Source organism: Peribacillus saganii (genome assembly GCF_003429095.1).
Lineage (GTDB): Bacteria > Bacillota > Bacilli > Bacillales > DSM-1321 > Peribacillus > Peribacillus saganii.
This window is the reverse complement of record NZ_QVTE01000016.1, coordinates 96,858-120,030: the sequence shown is the minus strand read 5'-3', so window position 1 is coordinate 120,030 and position 23,173 is coordinate 96,858. Positions and strand designations below refer to the sequence as shown.

17 protein-coding genes are annotated in these 23,173 nt (G+C 37.3%); 6 read left to right on the top strand and 11 right to left on the bottom strand.

All coding sequences use genetic code 11. The features are described 5' to 3' along the window. Positions 1–682: 682 nt before the first annotated feature. The 5 genes from D0469_RS07245 to D0469_RS07225 all read right to left on the bottom strand — a co-directional run bounded on the left by D0469_RS07245 (position 683) and on the right by D0469_RS07225 (position 7,748). Positions 683–1,249, bottom strand: coding sequence for a DUF4256 domain-containing protein (locus D0469_RS07245; RefSeq protein ID WP_117325969.1), 567 nt, complete (start codon positions 1,247–1,249; stop codon positions 683–685). A 165-nt stretch (positions 1,250–1,414) separates the two neighbouring features. Next, complete coding sequence (locus tag D0469_RS07240) at positions 1,415–1,852, bottom strand: glycosyl hydrolase family 18 protein (RefSeq protein WP_158553383.1); 438 nt, start codon at positions 1,850–1,852, stop codon at positions 1,415–1,417. Positions 1,853–1,931: 79 nt separating this feature from the next. Next, entirely contained in the window at positions 1,932–2,714 is a 783-nt protein-coding gene (locus tag D0469_RS07235; protein ID WP_199478402.1) for an alpha/beta fold hydrolase, read from the bottom strand. A gap of 1,559 nt (positions 2,715–4,273) precedes the next feature. Continuing rightward, on the bottom strand, positions 4,274–5,638 hold the full coding sequence (gene glnA / locus D0469_RS07230) for a type I glutamate--ammonia ligase (protein ID WP_117325966.1): 1,365 nt from the start codon (positions 5,636–5,638) through the stop codon (positions 4,274–4,276). Between the two features lie 814 nt (positions 5,639–6,452). After that, complete coding sequence (locus D0469_RS07225; protein WP_233522975.1) at positions 6,453–7,748, bottom strand: ATP-binding protein; 1,296 nt, start codon at positions 7,746–7,748, stop codon at positions 6,453–6,455. A 440-nt stretch (positions 7,749–8,188) separates the two neighbouring features. Between D0469_RS07225 and D0469_RS21015 the strand changes: the two genes are divergently transcribed. Then, positions 8,189–10,222 (top strand): methyl-accepting chemotaxis protein, encoded by a 2,034-nt coding sequence (locus D0469_RS21015; RefSeq protein WP_158553382.1) that lies wholly within the window; start codon positions 8,189–8,191, stop codon positions 10,220–10,222. Between the two features lie 301 nt (positions 10,223–10,523). Next, positions 10,524–11,582 carry an ATP-binding protein gene (locus tag D0469_RS07215; RefSeq protein ID WP_158553381.1) on the top strand — a complete coding sequence of 353 codons (1,059 nt, stop codon included), beginning with the start codon at positions 10,524–10,526 and terminating at the stop codon, positions 11,580–11,582. A 489-nt stretch (positions 11,583–12,071) separates the two neighbouring features. On the opposite strand, the gene D0469_RS07210 is transcribed toward D0469_RS07215, so the two are convergent. From D0469_RS07210 to D0469_RS07200, 3 genes are all read right to left on the bottom strand, one after another. Further along, the gene (locus D0469_RS07210; RefSeq protein ID WP_117325964.1) at positions 12,072–12,575 is read right to left on the bottom strand and encodes a hypothetical protein; all 504 of its coding nucleotides are present in this window, start codon (positions 12,573–12,575) and stop codon (positions 12,072–12,074) included. Between the two features lie 329 nt (positions 12,576–12,904). Beyond that, positions 12,905–14,623 carry an assimilatory sulfite reductase (NADPH) hemoprotein subunit gene (gene cysI, locus D0469_RS07205; protein ID WP_117325963.1) on the bottom strand — a complete coding sequence of 573 codons (1,719 nt, stop codon included), beginning with the start codon at positions 14,621–14,623 and terminating at the stop codon, positions 12,905–12,907. A gap of 27 nt (positions 14,624–14,650) precedes the next feature. Beyond that, complete coding sequence (locus tag D0469_RS07200) at positions 14,651–16,471, bottom strand: assimilatory sulfite reductase (NADPH) flavoprotein subunit (protein ID WP_117325962.1); 1,821 nt, start codon at positions 16,469–16,471, stop codon at positions 14,651–14,653. Positions 16,472–16,708: 237 nt separating this feature from the next. Between D0469_RS07200 and D0469_RS07195 the strand changes: the two genes are divergently transcribed. From D0469_RS07195 to D0469_RS07180, 3 genes are all read left to right on the top strand, one after another. Further along, entirely contained in the window at positions 16,709–17,617 is a 909-nt protein-coding gene (locus tag D0469_RS07195; RefSeq protein ID WP_117325961.1) for a LysR family transcriptional regulator, read from the top strand. 107 nt (positions 17,618–17,724) lie between these two features. Then, the gene (locus D0469_RS07190) at positions 17,725–18,261 is read left to right on the top strand and encodes a GNAT family N-acetyltransferase (RefSeq protein WP_117325960.1); all 537 of its coding nucleotides are present in this window, start codon (positions 17,725–17,727) and stop codon (positions 18,259–18,261) included. Positions 18,262–18,985: 724 nt separating this feature from the next. Beyond that, complete coding sequence (locus D0469_RS07180) at positions 18,986–19,459, top strand: CarD family transcriptional regulator (RefSeq protein ID WP_199478400.1); 474 nt, start codon at positions 18,986–18,988, stop codon at positions 19,457–19,459. A gap of 444 nt (positions 19,460–19,903) precedes the next feature. Here the strand turns inward: D0469_RS07180 and D0469_RS07175 are convergent, their stop codons facing one another. Beyond that, the gene (locus D0469_RS07175) at positions 19,904–20,104 is read right to left on the bottom strand and encodes a cold-shock protein (protein WP_101594107.1); all 201 of its coding nucleotides are present in this window, start codon (positions 20,102–20,104) and stop codon (positions 19,904–19,906) included. Positions 20,105–20,993: 889 nt separating this feature from the next. On the opposite strand from D0469_RS07175, the gene D0469_RS07170 reads away from it, so the two are divergent. Then, positions 20,994–21,527 (top strand): YceI family protein, encoded by a 534-nt coding sequence (locus D0469_RS07170; RefSeq protein WP_117325958.1) that lies wholly within the window; start codon positions 20,994–20,996, stop codon positions 21,525–21,527. Between the two features lie 447 nt (positions 21,528–21,974). Here D0469_RS07170 and D0469_RS07165 read toward each other — a convergent pair whose 3' ends face one another. Continuing rightward, positions 21,975–22,457, bottom strand: a complete 483-nt coding sequence (locus D0469_RS07165) for a CcdC family protein (RefSeq protein ID WP_117325957.1) — start codon at positions 22,455–22,457, stop codon at positions 21,975–21,977. Positions 22,458–22,660: 203 nt separating this feature from the next. Continuing rightward, positions 22,661–23,020, bottom strand: coding sequence for a response regulator (locus D0469_RS07160; protein ID WP_117325956.1), 360 nt, complete (start codon positions 23,018–23,020; stop codon positions 22,661–22,663). Positions 23,021–23,173 lie beyond the last annotated feature (153 nt).

Here is a 23,173-nt window from a genome sequence, read left to right as displayed (position 1 = left end):
GTATTTCAACAGTTTCAAACTCACTCTGTTTTTATACGAACATTGTATTCATTTTTTTTAAACTCAATTATTTTATGTATCTTGAAGGCAATAAAAAAATGCAAACCCTTTTATTGGATTTGCATACTTGTCGGCAACTATAAAAAAGACAATATTGGAAGAATTTTTCCATCCCGATAAAAACTGATTTGGTCACACTTCGGCAACATATTTAATAATCAAAGGTAACAAGTTTAACCATCAAGTTTTCATCAATTAAGATTCAACACCTTTGATTTTTGAATATGTCTCAGTTATTTAGTATTCCCCACCTAATCTTTCTAAATTAGGCGGGGAATTTGTTTTTACTCCCAGATCCATTCATTCATTCCTATATAAGTTGAAATTAAAAGATTCTGCTCTCCCAATAAAGGGTATTGAATAGGAAAACTTAATCGGAGGATGAAAACATTGACTACTATCAAACAGGAGACTTTTCGTGTCATGGAAGCCATGAAGAAAACCAACGACAGGCGCATGTTCGAACGGTTATTGCCATTAGTAGCCAGTTAGTTTTGTTTTTGTGTAAAAAAAGAGGAGAGCCAGCTGGAAAGGCTGACTCTCAGAAAATAGGATATTGAAATCTTAAATAACAATTTCAAATGAAAAACGTAAAAATCGAAATTAGCTGTTTGTGCATAATTTAGACCCTTAGCGAGCCACGGAAACCCCTTGCAGCATAGTAGGATTCCGCTCCATTATGGTACACAAATACAGTGTCGTAGCGACAATCACAAAAGATGGCCCCGCCAAGTTTTCTAATATTAGCAGGAGTTTGCACCCAACTCGATGTTTTCATATCGAAATTTTCAAGTTTCTGCAGCTCCCTGTATTGTTCTTCTGTTAAAAGTTCAATTCCCATGGTAGTTGCCATATCAATAGCGTTATTTTCTGGTTTGTGTTTTTTTCTTGACTCCAGTGCTTTACGGTCGTAACAAACACTTCTGCGACCTTTAGGACTTTCCGGTGAACAATCATAAAATATGTATTCGCCCGTCTTTTTATCATGGCCAACAACATCCGGTTCACCGCCAGTTCCCTCCATTACATTGAGCGACCACAGTTTTTCAGTATTAGCTTCAATCTTAGCTTGTACTTTAGCCCATTCGAGACCTTTATGTCTGTGCATGTTTTTCTCAAAACGGGCTTCCAAAGTTCTTAGTAGTTCTTCACGTTGTTCTAGTGACAACTCCTTAATTCTCTTTGTCATATTAGTTTCCCCCTTGGGTTGTCCTCATAATTGAATAAGGACTAAACTGCTCTTAGTACAATAACTTCAACAAAAAGATGCGTTATCCTTCTTAGACAAACGTACCCGTTACTTTAAGTACAACTCTTCACAATTAAACAAGTTCAGGATTTAGAGGACCATTCATCACTTTTTTACTTTTATTTCCTCGGGTATAGTGGTCCAGAACTTTGGGTCTTCTAAGCCGAGCCGCCAAATCCCGATTCCCCGCAAGTTATATTTTTTTACTAGGTTTAACTTAAACCGCAGACTATCGCTATTCTCAAACCAAACTTGGTGGCTATGATGATTATGATCAACGTATTTGAAATGAGGTGTTTGCGAACGGGTTTCCCATATAACTTTAGCTTTATATTTTGTTCTCTGATCCATTAACTGTGCGTAGGAGCTATACAAGGCTTTGTCTGCTGCGGTATCCCAGTCCCATCCATAACCAGCGATACCGAGTAAAATTTTTGATGGTGGTACACCATGTTTCAAAGCATAACGAATCGTTGCTTCTGTCCAATTGAATGATGCTGTTGACCCAGGTTTTGTTCTTGGGTTGTGTTCATCGTATGTCATAATCATTAACCCATCTGAATATAACCAAGCTTTTCGTAATCAAACCACCGTAAATGCCCCCTTTAGCTGAAGAAGACTATCAACCAATAAATTGCCTCAATTGCTGATTAAACTTGTCACGTTCTTCCCAGAAAGGACCATGACCACTGTAATGAAACGGAACAAGCTGTGAATTTCTTATTTGTTGGTTTAATTCCTGAGCTTGTGCAAATGGAATAACTTTGTCGTGAACACCGTGAATGATTATGGTTGGAACAAGTATTTTTTCCAAATCCGCATAAAGCTTCTCATCTCTTAGTGTAATTATGATTGCTGCTGTTGACCAACCTGCTGCTTGTAACCCCAATTGAAAAAACCATTCAGAGAATGGGCTTGTTATATATTGAAAGAAAAAGGTGTCTGTTACTTCTCGCATCATCTTAGGACGGTCATTTAACGCTTGAGAAAGTAATCTATTCGCAGTTTCTGTAGTAAAGCCTATTGGAGCTGCAGCGTCTACAAGGACAAGTTTTGATACTCCGTAACCATTATATCGGGACATATACCGAATCGCGATTGCTCCACCTGTAGAGTGACCTACAAGAATGAAATTGTCTAATTGAAGTACACCAACTACTGTGCGAATATCATCAGCCAATCGATTATAATTGTAGCCACTTATTGGTTTATCCGACTTTCCGAATCCTCTCCAGTCAATTCCGATACAGCGGTAGCCCATTGAGGGAAGAACATCAAACTGATACTCAAACTGTTTATGGCTTAATGGCCAACCATGTAAAAACACTATCGTCTTACTTCCCACGGGATTTATATCTTCCACATATAATTTTACGCCTAATTCTACAGTCACATAGTATCCCACACCGATTCCCCCACACAAATAATAAAATGGCTTTAGCAGTAAGTTATTCACATAGGCAAACATCTGTGAATACCTATTCCTTGGGGGCATGCCGTATCGGTGGAAATAGAAATGTGCTTATGGAACTTTTCTGCCCCTTTAGCACAAAAAAGCTGCAGAAAAGCAGCTTTGGATCTCTAAGGCCTATTGCCAGGAACGTCAGATCCCCTTCAAAAGCAAGAACGACTTCGTCCTGGACATGTTTAGGGACTTTCCTGCAAATGAAGGTGAACAGGTCTATGTTTTACTGGACAGCTGGTATACAAGCAAAAAGATGATTGATGGTTGTAACATTAAAGGCTTTCACGTGATGGAGGCTGTAAAGTCCAATCGCAAAATTTGCCCGCAGGGTATTAATAACCTAGGATGGTCACGACTTCCAAGGCCCGGTCGGTGTACAGGAGACAAAACGGAGTTTTTCCCGGGATGAATTTTTTCTCCCAGGACAATAGGATTTTGACATTTTCCATATCCGAGAGCGGACCTCCGCATAAGTAAATACGAAATCTCCCTTTATCATTCACAGTCACAGAGTGAAGGCCGGAGCTCTCGATATAATCGCTTGTATATTCAGACAGGGAACATGTGCGTTGGGAGATTGAAACTGGCTATCGTTATTTCAAAGAGTTATTGGGCTTTGACCAATATCAATTTCTTTCTATTAAGTCCATCGATAAGTCCATCGAGCTTTATACTGGGCCATCCAATACCTGACGCAAAACTTCCTTGAAGAGGCATAAGTGGTCCCGAGACGCTTCCTTTACGCTTGGAGATACAGTCCGACGAATCAGGACAGAAGTTTTAGGGCAGCTCGTTGTATATGTGTATCAAGAAATGGTAGCCAAAACTCCCTTGAAAAAGGTACTGAATGCCCTGCACTAATCGCTTAAAAATCAGTTTTTACAACCGCACTACCCGTATGTCCTTTTTCAGGGATAAAATTAAAATGTGCAAGAGTCAAGTTTTTAATATTATCATTATAGGGCATGTATATCCTATTTTCATTACTGTCCCTTTAAACGAATGATTGTTACACTATTATCAATGTATAATATCACTTGCCGCAATATATAATAATTTGACGCTGCGAAGCATCAGACCTATGGACTTGTGATGCAACTTTTCTCCAATGTATGTAGAAAGCTATCCCCACGCAGGATAACTTTCGACATTCCACTGACAAGCCAACTGCATTTTAATCCTTTAAAGGATCCTCCTAAGCTTTAAAACCAGTAACAGATAGCCAAGTAATGAAGTATACCTAGTTTAATTATGGCTGGATTGGCTTCTTTTTTGGACTTTAACAGAAAAGGCAGACTTATATATTCGACCGTTTTTTTAGGCGAACACCAAGAAATGAAGAAATAGGCCTCCCTTTCACCAAAAAGAAGAATGAAGGGCTATTTAGAATATTCCCTTTACTTCCAGCTAGCTTCTGCTAATTCCTTATTAATAAAATCAAGTTAGAAACGTAAAGGAACTAAAAACTTGTACAAAGCTGGCTAATGCCTGCTTTTCTATCAAAATTTAGATTGATAGTTCTCGATTTCCCATGCGTGAACGGCTGTGCGATAGCTATCCCATTCTGCTTTTTTTGCAGCAACATATTCGCTATAGACGTGTTCGCCTAATGCGTTATAAACAAAGTCGCTTGATTCTAGTTCTTTGATTGCTTCTGTTAAGCTTCCTGGCAGGTTGTCAATCCCAAGGATTGCCCTTTGTTCTTCGGTCATATGGAAAATATCTTCATTGATTGGAGCCGGAGCCTCTAATCCTTTTTCTATTCCATCTAAGCCTGCTGCAGCAATAACAGCAAACGTTAAGTAAGGGTTAGAAGATGGATCTGGACAACGTAATTCTACACGAGTCGCAAGACCTTTTTTCGCTGGGATACGAATAAGTGCTGAACGGTTAGAAGCTGACCAAGCAATGTAGCATGGTGCTTCGTACCCAGGGACCAAACGTTTGTAAGAGTTTACTAGCGGGTTTGTTACCGCTGCAAAACTTTTCACGTTATCTAGTAGCCCAGCAAGGAATTGATAAGCTTTTTCAGATAATTGGAGTTCATCTGAAGGATCAAAGAATGCATTTTCGCTTCCTTCAAAGAATGACATATTCACGTGCATACCAGAACCGTTGATTCCAAAAACCGGTTTTGGCATAAATGTAGCGTGTAATCCAAATTTATGTGCAATAGTTTTCACAACCCATTTATATGTAGTTGATAGGTCTGCTGCAGTTAGTGCATCAGAATATTTAAAGCTAATTTCATGCTGTCCTTCCGCTACCTCATGGTGAGATGCTTCAATCGTAAATCCCATTGCTTTTAAGGCACGGTAAATTTCTAAACGAACGCGCTCTCCAAGATCAAATGGTGATGGCTCGAAATAGCCGGCTCTATCACTGATTTCTTGAGTTGCATAGCCATTTGCATCAGTTTTGAAAAGGAAGAATTCTAACTCAGGTCCTACGGAAATGGTATAGCCTTTATCAGCTGCACGTTCAATCGTTTTCTTCAATACATTCCTTGTATCTCCCTCAAAAAGTGTTCCATCCGGGTTCATGACAGAGCATAAGAATCGTGCCTCAGCATAACCTTCTTCTTGTGTCCAAGGAAGAATAGTAAATGTAGCTAAATCTGGCTGCAGATAAAGGTCGGATCTATTAATTGGTGAAAAACCTTTAATAGAGGAACCATCAAACATCATTTTCCCCTCTACTATATCTTCTAGTTGTTCAGAAGTTACCGTGATATGCTTTAAAATTCCTTCAATATCTACAAATTGTAAGTGTAGCAATTCAACACTTTTTTCATTAATAGTCTCTTTGATTTGTTCTAAAGCTGATGGTATCGTTACTGTATTTGGAGTGAGTGTCTCATTCATGTTATGTTACCTCTCGGAATTATGTTATATTTTATTACATTAAAATTATATTTTAATCACAATAGTTTGACAATAGTTTTTTAGAATATTACGCAAATTTGTTTTGTAAGTGTTTTCTTAAAATTGCTTACTTTATTCTAATTACTGACATGGTGTACTTCTAACGACAACGTATGGCGACTAAATAGAACAACTCTGAAAAAGCAAAAAAATCACATAAGAACCTTAAACACGTTTAGGCCCTTTGTGATACCATTTAATAATTCAATATAATTATTGGTAAAAAGCAGTTGGAGGGTTTTTTTAAAGTATTATAGAAAATTGTCCAAGCCACTCTGACAGTTGCTTAATAGAAACCCGAAAGAATACTATTCCTCGAACTCCAACAGCTTGAGAGGCTTGTGCAGTCTCTGATGGATTCCATTCCCACACTCTGTACCGTTGGTATTAATGCGTTCCTTGTTATTTCTTGTCCAAAAAGATTAATAAGTGGCCTCACTTCAAAATTGATACTTCCGTTTCATTGTTCTATAATTGCAGCTAAACTTCATCTTTTAACTCCAGCTAGTATCATAACTTTAAATGAATCTTTTGTTCTCTGTTTCGTTAGAGCTTTGTTCTCCTGCGTTTCCGAGTTTCTTAAAACTTTGATTTCACATTTAGGTCCAAACTATTTCAGTAATGATCCCAAAATCGTGCTCATGAGTCCGGCACCAATTAAGGTACGTCTGTTTTTTTCTGTTTGCTGCTCATTAACCTTCCTTATCCCCGATAGCAATAACGGCAGGCACCTGCTTTTTTGCTTAACCATTTCTCACACCATAATTGGAAGTTTGATTGTAAAAACAGTTCCTTTGTTTGGAGTACTAGAAACAGAGAGAGTTCCTCCGTGCAGTTCAATAATTTTCTTTGAAAGCGATAATCCCAAGCCAGTTCCCGTTTCCTTTGTTGAGAAAAAAGGATCAAAAATATATTTTAAATGTTGGTTTTCGATACCAGTCCCATTATCTTTAAGTTGGAAAATTACGCAATCCTTTTCCCTAGTGCATACTAAACTAATCTTCAGGTCACCGTTTCCTTTAGATTCCACTGCGTTATTAAATAAATTTATAAATACTTGAATGAGTTCGCTTTGATTTACAAGAATGAGGGTGCCGTCTAGACCCTCGCTAATGTTTACCACTAGGTCCACTTTTTTCAGAATGGCTTCACTATACAGCAGCCCCATAAATTGTGCTACGAAATCACTTACCAGCTCAGGTTCCTTCGTCATGGGTGAAGACTTTGAAATCATTAAGAAGTCGCTTATAATTTTATTTGCCCGGTCTAGCTCTGGTATTAACAGAGTTCGAAATAAGGTTGAATCTGCCTCTAGCTGTCCTTGTCCCATCAGCTGCAAATATCCGCGTACCGTTGTTAATGGATTTCTCACTTCGTGAGCGATACTTGCTGATATTTGTCCGATCATATTCATTTTTTCAGCTTCTTTTAAATGGTTTAAGAAATGGAAAAGACCAATGACTCTTAATATATCACCGTTGTCATCATATATGATCCTAGTATTGATAATTCCATAGTTTGAGTCTAGAATTTCTTCATTATAAATTTCTTTCCCAGTACGTAGCGTTTCTAGTAATTTAATATCCGCATCATCAATTTTTAATAGGTTAGAAATGTGCTTGCCAATTACTTGTTCTTTCGTTTCATTTAAATCTATTAATGTTTGTGTGTTACAAAGTGTGATCATTCCATTCTTATCTATAAAAACAATGTGATGAGGGACTACATCAAGCATCGATTGTAAAAACACTTCTAGCTGCTCAATTTTATATCCAATTGACGGATAAACTAATTCGCTTATTACGGTATCTTTTTCCTTAACCTCCTCCGTAAAAATCGCTTTATCATTTTTCTTTTTCCAAATTCTTATATTCGTCTTTGCATCAATATAGTCTATATCTATAGGAAGCTCAGCGATTATTCGTTTATACAAGTCTAATTCCTCTTGAGGTGAATTAAATTTATGGGGGTTTCCTTTATACTTAGACACATATTTCCACTCCAATTCCTGTCCCATTTTATGCCGAATACCTGAAAAATTATTTATCATTTAACTCCGGCGAATACTTTGAAGAAATTGTTGCATTTATAATCTTCATCCTAAAATGTTTTATTCACAAAAAGCTCATTTCAAATCAAAAATACTATATTTCAACATATTTAGCTATAGAGATAGTCTATTTAAAAAAAACAGTTAAACCAGCAAAACAGGAAAGATTACCTAATATTTTATTCCCGAATAATGTAGTTTTTCATTAAATCTGTATTAATATAGTGATTTTTTGAGAATGTGAGGATATGAGGCTTCAGCTACATTCAAAATAAACATTTTTTGACGATATATACTTTAGTTAATATTAATAAATCTGAGGAGCTGGTGAAATGTATCTTACTATAAAGTATTTGTATTACTCCTTAACTCTCCAATGATACTAGAGGGAATTAACCACATGAAATGATTTTAATTGGGTAAATGAAAGGAACTAAAACATGAGTATTAAAAGAAAGTTACCTATTTACATTGGAGGGTTAGTTACTGCTTCACTTCTGGTTTCCGGATTTGTTAGCTATAGTTCAAGTTCGAAAACACTTGTTAATGAAGCAAAATTAGCTCTTGTAACAAATGCTGAGCAGACTGCCAATTTGATTGATGCTCTCGAAAACGGGGAAATCGTCACTACTTCTGTTATGGCTAACAACAAAAGAATTAAAGATTTAACAGTGTTTAGAAGTAAAGTTAGCGACAATGAATTCTATTCCAGTAAAAACGACTTATTACCAGCAGTGAATACATTTTTGGAAGAAAGCTTTGATAAAACAACCAATCATGCTCACTTTTTCATAATAGACAAAAATGGAATCCCTATAGCGGATAGTGACCCTAAACTTCGGGGGCAGAAAAACACATATACTGACAGAGACTATTTTAAAGCGGCAATGGAGGGAAAATCAGCAATTGGGAAAATGGTTATTTCTAAGACAAGCGGAAAACCAGTTGTCGTTCTTGCTGTTCCAATTAAAGATGATTCAGGGCAGGTTACAGGAGTGCTTGCCAATTCCATTAATGCCGAGTTTTTTACAAGTACTGTAAGCAAGATTAAAGTTGGCAAAACAGGACAAGTCACCATCCGGGATAAAGATGGTCTTGTGATTTCTCATCCAGATAAATCTTTAATTGGTCAACAAGGTTCAAGAAAAGAAATGAACGAGTTGGCAAAGAGCATCACAACTGATGACAAAAAAGTAAATACAGTGTCAAAAGACTTTGGATCCGGAAGTAACAAAAACCTTGTCATTATGGGGAACATTCCGGGAACAAACTGGGTTGTTGGATTTGAAGAAAAATATGCAGAGATCCAAGCACCCGCTAAACAAATTCTTATGCGAACCATTTGGGTAATCCTATTTAGTACAGTAATTGCAACCTTATTGGGGATTTATTTTTCAAAAATGGTTACGGCTCCACTTTCTCGTTTAATGGGTAAAATGAAAGAAATGTCAGAGGGTAACTTGAGTGTCTCAATGGATGAGAACTATAAAGATGAATTTAAAGTATTGGCAGATAGCTTTAATCATATGTCCCAAAATCTGCGCACGTTTATACAGCAAATAAGGCAAAATACTGAGCAGGTGGCAGCATCTGCAGAAGAACTTACGGCAAGTGCCGAACAAACAAGTAACGCAACTGAACAAATCGCTTCTACTATGCAACAAGTTGCATCAGGAATGGATTCACAGGTTCAAAGTACAACTGAAACGTCAAAAACGGTTAATGAAATTTCTATTGGTGTTCATCAAATTGCATCCAATTCGCAAAATGTTGCTTCTACAGCTACAGAAGCATTAGATAAAGCAGAACAAGGAAACGAATCAATTCAGACTGCTATAAACCAAATGACTTCCATAAATACGACAATTAACAGTTTAGGGCAAGTGATAACAGACCTCGGAGAACGTTCAAAAGAAATAGGTCAAATCATTGAAGTCATTACTGACATTTCGGCCCAAACCAATCTATTAGCTTTGAACGCCGCAATCGAAGCTGCCAGAGCAGGAGAACATGGTAAAGGATTTGCTGTAGTGGCTGATGAAGTTAGAAAATTGGCGGAACAATCCTCTAATTCCGCCCAGCAAATTGCTCAATTAATTTCTTCCATCCAAGGCGAAACGAATAAAGCCGTCTCTTCAATGGAAAATGCTAAAAAAGAAGTTGAAGATGGTATTGAAATTGTTGAAGTTGCAGGTATTTCATTTAAGCATATTCAACAGTCAGTAAATGAAGTTGCAAGTCAAATACAAGAGGTATCCTCTGCTATTCAGCAAATGTCAGCAGGCACTGAGCAAATGGTTCATTCGGTACAATCAATTACTGAAATTACTGAAATGACTGCTTCTGGCACACAAGAAGTTTCCGCAGCCACTGAAGAACAACTAGCATCAATGGAAGAAATTTCAGCATCCGCCAACGCACTAACTAATATGGCTGATGAGCTGCAAGATGTGATAGGTAAATTCAAGGTTTGATCATTATTCATTAATTAATAAATTTTAAGAAACACCGTTAGCTTATTGCAGTAACGGTGTTTTATTATGGTTACAAAACAATTCTGTTGTAGTCGAGTTGGTACTTTAAAAACCCAACATTAGGCACACTCCGTCCAGATTCACAGCTTGATGAAACTCCTAAACAAAAAAGCTTGGTCATTCATCATATAAACACCATGCATCTCCCCTTTTTATTTTATTCCTAATACTTATTAAGAAGGAATTACGAAAAATATCACGAAACAATATAAACAATATTTTTCTACAGGGGATGCGGCTTATGATTGATTATCGTGATTTTGTTCCCAGGCAAAATGGATTTGTTTTTAAATTCATAAAAAAGGACAATCAGTTTATTCATACATACATTGAGGGTGATCTGCTTCAGAAATTAGGGCTGACCCCATCCATGGTGATTGGTAGAACGGTTTTTGATTTTTTTCCGCAAGACCATGCACGCCAAAAGGAACGATTTTATGTAAAAGCCTGGAATGGGGAAACGGTTAATTATGAAGGGTCTGTAGGTGACACTTATTACAGATGCAGTTTATTTCCTATCACAATTAATTCCCAAGTTGTAGAGGTTAATGGTTCAGCCATTGATATTACGGTAGAAAAGAATAATGAAAAAAGGATCCGGGAAATGGAAAAACTGTCAGTTGTGGGTGAATTAGCTGCCGGAATTGCCCATGAAATTCGGAATCCTTTAACTTCATTAATAGGGTTCACAAAGATTATTAAAGAAAAGATAACCGATTCTTCGATAAATGAATACCTTGTCATTATGGAAGACGAGCTTGATCGAATTAATCAAATCGTAAATGAATTTATGTTTATCGCCAAACCAAACGAAACGATGGAAATCAAGGAAGCCAATATCAATGCATTGGTCCGGAATGTAATTAAATTTATGGAACCTCAAACTAATTTAAAAAGCATTTTAGTAAATTTATATTTTTCCGATAAGATTACAGCATTCTGCGATCCAAATCAGATCAAACAAGTGTTAATAAATATCATACAAAATGCAATTGAGGCTACTTCTGAATCATTGAGTATAGATATTTCACTTAAAAAGCTTGATGAAAACCAATTCAAAATAGAAATTAGAGATAGAGGATGCGGAATATCTGAGGAAAGGCTTAAGAGGCTATTTGAACCTTTTTATACTACAAAAGAAAAAGGCACCGGTTTGGGCCTAATGGTGTGTAAACGGATCATTGAAATACATAATGGAACCATTGAAGTGAAAAGCAATCCAGGTTTTGGCACTATTTTTGAAATTGTCTTACCTATAAAACAAAAAACAAGTAAGCACATGATTAAACATCAAAGTTAAAGAAGGCAGCTGTTTGGATACAGCTCACCCCTTTTGTGGTTCAATAATAATTTTGTTGCCAAATAGAAAGCCCTGTCCGCTATCGGTCAGGGCGTACTAGTAACCAGCCAGGCTGCCGCTACAACCTTCCCTTTAGGCGCGACATACAACCTGCTGTAAAGCTTTTTATTGAGTGTATTTTAACTTGATCGTTTGATCAGGTTTCTTTCTTCTTTGTTTATTTAATATTACCACAAGGAACAAATGTTCGCAACTACTTTTTTTCCATTTCTTAACCATAAAACATCTCTTAACAGTTTAATCAGATGAATAGTTTAGGATTAGCCTAGTTTTGCCCAAATTATCTTTTATAGTTTAACAACCTGTTAATCTGCACAACGCTGCAACTCCTATAGACAATATAAGCGGTCGATCAAAAAATAAAGAACAGGGAACCCTCATTTCCCGAACAACTATTACTATCTTAATATTCTTCAAATAGCAGCCATTTTATTTAATCGTTTGGTTTTTCCAATACTCATAAATAGCTTCCTTAAAAAATTGATTTAATTCCTTTTGTTTTAGATTTTTCAGCCATTCAGCTTGGTCAATTGGCAATGTTAATTTAAATCGAATGTTTTCGTTAGGCATTTCAAATTGTCTTATCTCTGCTAAAGTAATACCCTTTTCTATGTTTGGAAATTCAATATCGTTTTCAGTCAGTAATTGAAAATCCGGATACTCATCAATTTCATCGAGATTGCAATATAAATTAAGTTTAGGCAGTTCACCGGCCACTTGCTGGACATGCATGATCGAATTTATCATTCTGCCATCCTGCAGTTCTATTTCTATAATCAAATTTTCTTCCCTGCCATACTTTCTTTCTGCTACTTCACTGACAATGATATCCAATTCCAAGGTGTACCTGGTATTCGATTCAACAATATAGATTGCACTGTTAAATATACGGATTTCTTTGCCATCAATCTTCACAGACTTTACTGCTGCCATCCAACAATCTCCCTTTATATTTTGAAGTTTACACTCTGCACCGGGGTACCTATTATAATATTTTCAATAAAATCACTGTTATATCCACACTTTGTAATTAAAGTATAAGTTTTATCAGAAACAAACACTATCCCTTTTTATTAATTTCTCCAGTTTGATTGATAATTTAGCCGAATTTAAATTTAATAGTCAAATTGTTCGATTTTTTTACCGTTGTTCATTTAATTACGGCCACACAAAAGGGTAAGGATTGATCGCGCTCCCCGCCCCTGAATGCCCATAAAAAAAGAGACGGGAATATATCCCGTCTCTACTGCATATTATTCCAATTAATCATGGAAATTCGTGCCGTCAGTTGTTGCTTTTACAATTTCAGCGCGAATGACAAAGTCCCCGAAGTGTTCACCTTCTTGACGTTCCTTTGCGTAACGAGGAAGAATCGTCCGAAGCTCATTTAAGATCTCTTCTTCACCAATGTTTTCGCGATACATCTTGCTTAAGCGGCTGCCGTCAAATGCAGCACCAAGATACATATTGTATTTGCCCGGCGCTTTGCCGATAAAGCCAATTTCTCCAAGAGCATGGCGGGCACAGCCGTTCGGGCAGCCTGTCATGCGGATAGTGATTTCTTCATTTCGTAGTCCGTTTTCATCAACAATTGTGTCGATTTTGTCAATCAGCGTTGGTAAATAACGTTCAGCTTCTGCCATCGCCAATCCGCAAGTCGGAAGAGCAACACAGGCCATGGAGCTACGACGAAGTGCTGAGTAGTGACTGCCATCGGTTAAACCAAATTGTTCGATTAACGCACTAATCTGTTTCTTCTTCTGGTTAGATACATTTCCGATAATCAGGTTTTGGTTAGCTGTCAAACGGAAATCCCCGTTATGGATTTTAGCAATTTCACGCAAGCCTGTTTTCAGCTGGTAACCATCAAAATCTGCAATCCGCCCGCCTTCAATAAACAATGTTAAATGCCATTTTCCTTGAATGCCTTTGACCCAACCATAACGGTCACCATTATTGTCAAAATGGAAGTGCCTTGATTCACCGAGGCTCCAGCCAAGGCGGCTTTCCAGCTCAGCCTTTACATTTTCAAGTCCAAGCCGGTCAACAGTATACTTGAACCTGGCATTTTTGCGGACGGAACGGTTTCCATAGTCACGCTGAATTGTGATGATTTTCTCAGCTACATCGTACATTTGATCAGGTGTACAGAAACCGATGATCTTACCCAGCTGAGGGTAAGTTGCTTTGTCTCCGTGCGACATTCCCATACCGCCACCGATTGAAACATTAAAACCAATTAGCTTACCCTCTTCAACGATTGCAATGAATCCAAGGTCCTGTGAAAAGACATCGATATCATTTGATGGAGGTACAGCGATACCGATTTTAAACTTCCTTGGCAAATAAAGCGGACCATACATTGGTTCAACTTCTTCAACATCTGGTGTGCCTGCCACTTTTTCTTCGTCCAGCCAGATTTCATGGTACGCTCTTGTACGCGGCAATAGATCATCACTTAATTTTTTTGACCATTCATATACTTCCGAATGAATTTCGGACTGAAATGGATTGGAAGTACACATAACATTCCTGTTCACGTCGCCGCACGCCGCTATTGTATCCAGCATTGCTCCGTGAATTTCCTGTATTGTTTTCTTCATATTCCATTTTAGTATTCCATGCATTTGGAAAGTTTCTCTTGTAGTCAGCTTCAAAGTGCCATTGCCATATTTGTCGGCAAGATCATCCATTACTAGCCATTGTGAAGGTGTTGACACACCGCCCGGCATACGTACACGAAGCATGAACTGATACGCAGGCTCCAGCTTTTGCTTTTGGCGCTCATTCCTAAGATCACGATCATCTTGCAAGTAGCTGCCATGATGCTTCATCAGACGATTATCATCATCCGGAATCCCGGCACTAATTCTGTCTAGCATTACTTCCTTAAGGGTACCACGCAAATAGTTGCTTCTGTCTTTTATCTCTTCAACATCGCTTGGCTTTCCTTCCGGCGCTTTTAAAATTGGGTTCACCATGTTGTTAAAACTCCTTTCATCCTTAAATCAATATACATCACGCTGATAACGTTTTTGCTGTTGCATTTCGGCAAGGTAGCCTTCAGCTTCTTCACGGCTTATGCCGCCTTCTACCTCAATAATTTCAATAAGAGCATTATGAACGTCATGGGCCATATTTTTTTCATCGCCGCAAATATAAACAGCAGCTCCTTCTTGCAGCCACTCGAATAATTCCTTACTGTGTTCGCGCATACGATGCTGTACGTATACTTTTTCATCCGTGTCTCGTGAAAAAGCTACATCCATTTTAGTAAGAATTCCGTCTTTTATCCACTTTTGCCACTCAGTCTGGTAAAGGAAATCCGTTACAAAATGCTGATCACCGAAGAATAGCCACGATTTACCTTGAGCTCCTGTTTCTTCACGTTCCTGCATGAAAGAGCGGAACGGGGCAACTCCTGTCCCTGGACCAACCATGATGATCGGTGTATCTGGATTTTCAGGAAGTTTAAAATTCTGGTTATGTTGAATGTAAACTGGCAGCACATCTCCTGGATTCAGCCGTTCAGAGCATAAGATAGAGCAGACACCTTTTCGTTCGCGTCCATGTGCATCATACCTGACGGCCCCAATAGTCAAGTGCACTTCCTCAGGATTCGCTGTTAAGCTGCTTGCGATTGAATAAAGCCGGGCCGGCATTTTTCGTAGAATGGCAATAAATTCTTGGGCAGATACGCTCCATGGTCCGAAATCACGGATCAAGTCAAGCAGATCGCGGCCATTGAGATAAGCTTTTAATTTGTCCTGGTTACCAGCTGATACAAGCTGTTCCAGGTCACCATTAGCTGATAGCTTGGATGCCTGCTCCAGCAGCGGTTTTGTTAATACGGTAATTTCAAAATAGAATGTGAGCGCATCTTGAAGTGTGCGAACTTCCCCTTTGTTATTGACCGTGACCGTTTCTTCCGGATCCCAGTTCATTTCTTTAAGAAGCTGTTCTACCAGAACCGGATCATTTTCTGGATAAATCCCGAGGCTGTCTCCCGGTTCATAAGTGAGGCCAGACCCTTCAAGTGAAATTTCTAGATGACGGGTTTCTTTATTGGACCCGCGGCCATTTAAATTGATATTTTCAAGCACTTCCGCTTTAAATGGATTGGTTCTGGAATATTCGGTTTCAGCTGCCTGAGGTGCTGACTTTGGAGTTTCAGCAGCTAATCCTCCTTGTGCTGAGGCTAACCCGCTAATAACACCTTCAAGCCATTCGGCTGCCGGCTCATCAAAGTCCAGATCGCAATCAACACGCTGATAAAGTCGAGTGCCGCCCAGCTCTTCAAGCCTGGAATCAAATTCTTTGCCTGTCTGACAGAAAAATTCATACGAGCTGTCACCCAATGATAATACGGAAAATTGAAGATCATCAAACTTTGGAGCACGCCTGCCATGAAGGAACTCATGGAACGACAGCGCATTATCAGGCGGATCTCCTTCTCCATGTGTACTTACAACAATTAAGAGGTTTTTGACTTTTTTCAAATTATTCGTCTTAAACTCACTCATGGACGAAACGGTTACTTGAAAACCTTTTTCCTCTAACATTTTGCTAGCACGAGAAGCAAGTCCCTGTGCATTTCCAGTTTGAGATCCGTACAGTATAGTCACTTCTTTTGAAATTGTTTTTCCCGCATTGCCTGCAGGGAATCCCGAAGTCGGAGTTTCTTGAGTTCCCTGAACGGATACCGTCTGTGTTGCGGCCAAATAACCACTAAGCCAGACTTTCTGTGACTCGGTTAAGGTTGGCAGCAGGCGATTTAGAAGCTCTGCCTGCTCCTGATTGAACGGACTGTTAAATACTTGAAGTTGCAACGATTTCCACCTCACAAAGAGAATATTTACACATCATTTATTAAAAATGACAGTATTTGCATGCTTATCATTCGACTTCTATTATTGTATCTCTATTATTCTTATAAATAAAGTCGGTTTAATAAATTACATTTCATTTTTGCTACTATTTCAAACTTTACCGGAAGACCAATCATTAGTAAAATACATATAAATAATCATTGCTATTAATATTGCTAATAATTAGGCGGGATCCCTATGTATTATGATGCGTTAAAGACTTTCGTAACAGTTGCGGAAGTGAAAAATTTTACAAAAACAGCCGAAATGCTGCGGATGTCACAACCAAGTGTAAGTTTACATATAAAAAATCTGGAGAAAGAATTCCAGACCCAATTATTTGTCCGTTCGCCAAAATGGTTAAAAATCACCCCTACCGGTGAAATTTTATACGAACGGGCCAAACAAATGATCACTATTTACGAACAGACCCGGCAAGACATCCTGGAACACCATAACTCCATAAAAGGAGAGCTAAAGATCGGAGCCAGTTTTACCATTGGAGAGTATATCCTTCCCTCCCTGCTGTTTGACCTCCAAAAAAAATATCCGGAGCTTGAACTCCAGGTTATCATTGGGAATACTGAAGAAATTACTGAGTCTGTCAGGATGTATAATGTAGATATTGGCCTAATTGAAGGTCAAACAAATGAAAATGAGGTAACCGTGAACCCATTTATGAAGGACGAGCTTTTCATTGTTTCGTCCCCTTATCATTCGCTGGCTTGCAGGGATGAAGCAACCATTGCAGACCTGCAGGATCAAGCATGGATAACAAGAGAAGTTGGCTCCGGGACGCGAGAATATCTTAACCATGTCATCCGCTCAAATGGTTTAAAAATAAAATCAATGCTGACTATCAGCAGCAATCAAGGAATTAAAGAAACCCTTATCCATGGAATGGGACTTTCATTGCTTTCGCGAAGTGTTATTGAAAGAGATCTTCAGAATGGAAATCTTTCAATAATAAAGCTGAAGGATCATTCTTTTACCAGGACGCTTTCTTATATTTACTCACCGATCATGCAGGATAAAAAAAATGTAAAGACCTTCATTAGTGCATTAAATAGAAAATGGGTTGATTACAAGGATGGGAATGAAGTTTGAGTTGTTTGGTCTTGTTGTTTCATATAGTCTTTTATATCAAAAGCCTCTAGCATTACTAAGGCTTCATAAAAAGATAAACGTAAGAGTAATAAATAAGGGAGCTAAATATGCATTTAACATATGAAATTTTACCTGTCGATGAAATCGAAATAATCCGAGATCTATGCAATGAATTGATGGCATTCCAAAAGTCCAAATCATACATTACACCCGAGTTGTTTGACAGCATGAATTTTGACACCAGACTGCTTCCTTCATTAAAGAGTGCAATATACAATCATATTGTCGTAGTTAAACATAGTGATGAACCAGTAGGTTATGTATATTCAAATATCTCTCCCAAAGAAACATATTCGAATGATTTTGCCACTTTTTTCGATCTTGAATCTGTTAGTAAAAATCATGTAGGTTGTTTATCGCAATTTTATATTAAAGAAGAGTACAGACAATACGGAATAGGTTCGAAACTTTTCAGCATGTCCCGGGAATGGTTGGAGACATTTGATGACATCGAAGATTATTTTATTTTTGTCTCAAATGGCAATAATAGCGCCCTTGAATTCTATATACGAAAAGGATTTACTGTCAGCCATGATATTTTGGGCGGTTTTATAACTGTTTTACGGAACAATAGCAGCTTATAAATAGTTAGATAATAATAGTTAGGGTCAGTTCCATCTTTTAGAGATTCGGGAACTGACCGCTTCTTCCGAGCATCTACATTCGTAGACTGAAATTTTCTTTTATATTGCTTTTTAGATCATCCGCATGCCTGTAACTGTTTCAATCCCGCAAAAAAAATTCCAGTCAACGCAAATATACTTTTGATGGGAAAGAGATTCCGCCATTTACCCCTCCAATCATGGGACCATCCATCCATTTCTCCTAATTGGTTTTGGCTTGGCTCCAAATTAAATGCCCTTCCGCCGAATTTTTCCAATGAAGGAATACCGCACAGAAAAAGCCATTATATGCAACCGTTAATCGAAAAAACCCAAATTTGAGTGAACCGGACTTTGCAATTGTGACAAGTCCTCGACCGAGTAACCCATTAAACTGTACACACTGGAGCCAAGTTGCGTTCGATAAAACCGAAACCTTTTTCTGCATTAAATCATATAACAGTACCTTGTTCAATCTCCTGTTCCCTCCTAGTGTCTGGAAAGCCCAGCTTTAAAATGTACCATTGCAACTGCTTACAGCAGTCACATTTACTATAATTTAGGAATTAGAAAAACAACTTAGTAATTCCAGTGTTAAAAAAAACAAAAACTATTGACACTAATTTAATATTAATGTTATTATTAAAAATTTGATAAAAATAATCAATCATGTTATTATTAAAATACACTATAAGGAGATGATTATTTGTTTGAGATTGGAGACAACATTATATATCCAATGTACGGAGCAGGCGTAATTGAGAAGATTGAAGAAAAGGAAATTCAAGGACAAATTCAGAAGTATTTTGTAATAAATATACCTATAAATAAAATGCAAGTACTTGTTCCTATAAAAAATATAACCAAGACAAGTATTCGTTTGGTTGCCGATACGCTTTCGATGGACATGGTAATGGATGTTTTCCATCAGGGAGAAACCGATACATCATTATCCTGGAAACAGAGATACAAGATTAACTCAGAAAAAATGCGTTCAGGAAAATTAAGGGAAGGCGCCGAAGTAGTTCGGGATTTAATGCGGATCCAAAAAGAAAAGACTCTTAATTCCAGCGAAAAACAAATGCTAGAAAATGCGCGAAAAATTTTGATCGGCGAATTAGGATTAATAAAAGGAATTTCTGAAGTGCAGGCAACTGCGATGTTAATAGCAAACAGATAATCACTATCGATTTTTCTCTCCCCCCTTCCATAATGGAAATAATCGTATTTACATTCTCCCCTCCGGCTCACTTCGCAACATATAACCCCTTTTGCCGTTACATTAGACAATCACCAAATCTTACATCACATACTCTTCAACCCTTCCCCTCCTGTTTATGTAAATGGAAACCATCAATTATCGTTCCTCTTTTCCCGTAAATGTCGCTTTTCATCACACTTTTCTCTGTAAAAAATCAGGATAAAATTATTTTTTGAAGAAAATAGGTTATCGTTATAAACTATGCTATACTAAGTTAAACCTTTTAACGCACCATTCCTTTACTGTTTGTACCAAAAAACCTGCTCATCAGTTGAGCAGGTTTTTTCAGCTTTTAACTTTTAACTTTTAAAGCAAAAAAAAAAAACAGACCCATACAAAGGATCTGTTTTTTTCGAAAATATATTAAGCTTTTTGTACGTTTGAAGCTTGAGGTCCACGAGCTCCTTGCTCAACGTCAAAAGTAACTTTTTGACCTTCGTCTAATGATTTAAAACCTTCAGATTGGATAGCAGAGAAATGAACGAATACGTCGTCTCCACCTTCACGTTCGATAAATCCAAAACCTTTTTCTGCATTAAACCATTTAACTGTACCTTGTTCCATTTTTGTTGCCTCCTAGTGTGCTAGACACACAATGTGTTACTATCCTTGCCCAAAGTGATCATCAAGACGAAAAGTCAAAAAACTTAACATATCCTTTACACCGAACAAAAATAATTCTCTTTTATTGTAACAGAAAGTGGTATTTAAAGCAAATGTAAAAAAATACGTACAAAGAGAAATTTTATCATCCCGGAGGCGGACATTACCTCTGACATGGCAATATATGAAGAGGTTAAGATCGTGAACGAATCCATTGAGAAATAGTTGATTTCCACGATTTATAGACCACAGGAGGCCGAATGTTAAACATTGGGATTGTCAATATACATGTAATAAACAACCAAAAACCTGGTGAATAAAGAAGCGCTATTGAGAAAGAAAAGGCAGGCAAATCCAGATATTTTGTTAAATTCTCTCTTTTAAGTTTTAGTTTTATCTTAATTTCGAGTAATACACATCAGTCAACAATTTTTCCTCTATAGAGATAATTAGGAGACATGCTTTACTTTATATTGGAGATACAAACTACCAATCTTTCAGGCAACTCTATACCCCACACTCCTTCGTTAAATAGCCCTCCGACCTGATTATTTATTTATCAAAGTATATAGAATTCCAATCACACTAACACTGTTTCTTGCCCTTACCTTTACCGCATTGTTCTTGCGCTGTTTAAAAAGCCACTTTTTTAGATTCATTTAGGTTTTGCTAATGTAACGGGAAACCCTCTGGGTCCATCCTCTAATCCCATATCCAGGAATAACTGGAAAATTATTTTAAATTTTTTTATTGACAAATATAAAAAACCTGAATATAATTTATCTTAGTTTCAATTATCTCTAATTAAAGATATTTTAAATTAGCGGAAAACAATTTAGGAGGAATAAAAATGACCAAGGAAAAATGGGTAGTAGATGCATCACACAGCAGTGTAGAATTTTCAGTAAAGCATATGATGATTGCGAAGGTTAAAGGAACATTCCATAATTTTGAGGCTTCTATTGATGCAGATCCTGCTGATTTGACTTCTGCTGATATTGAATTTAGCGTTGATGCTTCAAGCATTGACACAAGAAACGGCGATCGGGATGCGCATCTTAAATCTGCAGATTTCTTTGATGTGGAACAATATCCAAACATAAACTTTAAATCTACAAATATCGTGAAAAAAGATGACGATGAATACGAAATTACCGGGGATGTTACGCTTCACGGAGTTACACGTTCAGAAACATTCACTGCTACATTTGAAGGCCAGGGAAAAGATCCTTGGGGCAACGATAAAGTGGGGTTCAGTGCAGAAGGAAAAGTAAACCGCAGCGATTACGGCCTTACTTACAATGCTGCGCTCGAAACGGGCGGCGTTCTTATTGGAGACCAAATTAAAATATCCATTACCATTGAAGCAGGTAAGCAAGCATAATATATATATAAAAAACCTAAAATCATTTTTATCACAAATGATTTTCAGGTTTTTTTATTAAGCTTAGTTTTCTTTTAAACAGGGATATCCGATTTACTTATCGGTCTTAAACTGAAGGCAATGTTTATAGGCTAGAAAGTCCGTTAATAGAACTAACTGTTTACTTGTTCCTCTCAGTCTTTCAGGATTAGTGGAAACAAAGAATTGTTGATGCACAAATGGTATATTTCAGTTGAAATAGATAATGCTAACATAATGCTAGCAGACAATAGCGACATGTTAGCAGTATGTTATGTACAATTAAATCCAATCCCTACTACTATTGTACGGGTTTTTACTTTTTTATTTGCAGTAACGTGAAATCTATGAGTTCAGCATCTTATGTCTTGTATTTTGCTTTATTTACCATCCCAAATAAAAAAACCCACCGTTCGGTGAGTAATTGATTTACTTTATCGGAACACTTTTATTCAATTCGTTTTCAAGCTTTTTATACTGCAAGTACATAGCGATGCGCCAAGGAACAATCATTCCAAATGCAAGAATCCAAAACATTCCGCTCAGTTCTCCCACATCTATAGAGGAACTTAAGATCAGTTTGGCTATGACTCTTATTATCAGAAGCCCTATCAGGATGAAAACAAAAGCTTTCGACCTTTTTAAGTAAATATGTTTATCTTTAATTTCAAAATTAGAAGTCTTTATTAATAAGATAGAAAATAGTATGCCTACCGTTAAAGCCTCTAAAACTTCCAATAAAGTAACCCTGAACATAGGGTGGATAAACATCAGTGCTCCAGTGCTCATAAAAATTGGAGGCAATATTATTTTTTTTGCGGACACTGGTCGTTTTGCCGCTTTCATCCTGATAAACATAACCAGGATAGCCATGAATATAGCAAAACCAGTAGACAAATATAACAAATACATTCATTCCTTTATGTATATAGAATAAAGTTCTACCTAATTATAGCCTATCGCGATAGTGAAAAAAAGGAGTCACTGGGAGGCAACTGAAATTTTTCCAGATTAAAAAACTCTTTGCCATACAGCATTTGGTGACTTCACTTCATCAAATATAATTACGTAAATTGACCATATTCTCAAAAAAAACCGTTAGAGGATTCTAACGGTCAGCTGAGAACACGGTTAACTGCTTCATGTACCCGGTTTTCATCGAAAGGCTTTATGATAAAATCTTTAGCGCCAGCTTCAATTGCTTCCATCACCATTTTTTGCTGCCCCATTGCCGAGCACATTATCACCTTAGCTTGAGGAAACTCCAGCTTTATTTGTTTAATAGCATCAAGACCGCTTAATTCAGGCATCGTAATGTCCATTATGACGAGATCAGGATTGAGATCACGGTAAAATTCAATGGCCTGCTTTCCATTCTCTGCTTCACCTACAACTTCAAAATCTGCTTTTTTCAAGATATTTGAGAGCGTTATTCTCATAAATTTTGCATCATCAACAATCAATATTCTAGTCACTGCTGGATCCTCCTCGACATTGAACAACGGATGAAAATATTGCCAAAGAAAATTGAATAATTTTACCAATAATCACAATGTTAAATATAACTAACATAAGGGTTTATATCAATTAAAAAAATGCGACAAATTTGGAATCATATATAGACAAAG

What these genes read in the sequence shown, in the direction of transcription:
- D0469_RS07245 (WP_117325969.1), bottom strand. Translation starts at nt 1,249, where the DNA reads ATGACAAAGAGAATTAAGGAGTTGTCACTAGAACAACGTGAAGAACTA.
- D0469_RS07240 (WP_158553383.1), bottom strand. Translation starts at nt 1,852, where the DNA reads ATGACATACGATGAACACAACCCAAGAACAAAACCTGGGTCAACAGCA.
- glnA (WP_117325966.1), bottom strand. Translation starts at nt 5,638, where the DNA reads ATGAATGAGACACTCACTCCAAATACAGTAACGATACCATCAGCTTTA.
- D0469_RS07225 (WP_233522975.1), bottom strand. Translation starts at nt 7,748, where the DNA reads ATGATAAATAATTTTTCAGGTATTCGGCATAAAATGGGACAGGAATTG.
- D0469_RS21015 (WP_158553382.1), top strand. Translation starts at nt 8,189, where the DNA reads ATGAGTATTAAAAGAAAGTTACCTATTTACATTGGAGGGTTAGTTACT.
- D0469_RS07215 (WP_158553381.1), top strand. Translation starts at nt 10,524, where the DNA reads ATGATTGATTATCGTGATTTTGTTCCCAGGCAAAATGGATTTGTTTTT.
- D0469_RS07210 (WP_117325964.1), bottom strand. Translation starts at nt 12,575, where the DNA reads ATGGCAGCAGTAAAGTCTGTGAAGATTGATGGCAAAGAAATCCGTATA.
- cysI (WP_117325963.1), bottom strand. Translation starts at nt 14,623, where the DNA reads ATGGTGAACCCAATTTTAAAAGCGCCGGAAGGAAAGCCAAGCGATGTT.
- D0469_RS07195 (WP_117325961.1), top strand. Translation starts at nt 16,709, where the DNA reads ATGTATTATGATGCGTTAAAGACTTTCGTAACAGTTGCGGAAGTGAAA.
- D0469_RS07190 (WP_117325960.1), top strand. Translation starts at nt 17,725, where the DNA reads ATGCATTTAACATATGAAATTTTACCTGTCGATGAAATCGAAATAATC.
- D0469_RS07175 (WP_101594107.1), bottom strand. Translation starts at nt 20,104, where the DNA reads ATGGAACAAGGTACAGTTAAATGGTTTAATGCAGAAAAAGGTTTTGGA.
- D0469_RS07170 (WP_117325958.1), top strand. Translation starts at nt 20,994, where the DNA reads ATGACCAAGGAAAAATGGGTAGTAGATGCATCACACAGCAGTGTAGAA.
- D0469_RS07165 (WP_117325957.1), bottom strand. Translation starts at nt 22,457, where the DNA reads ATGTATTTGTTATATTTGTCTACTGGTTTTGCTATATTCATGGCTATC.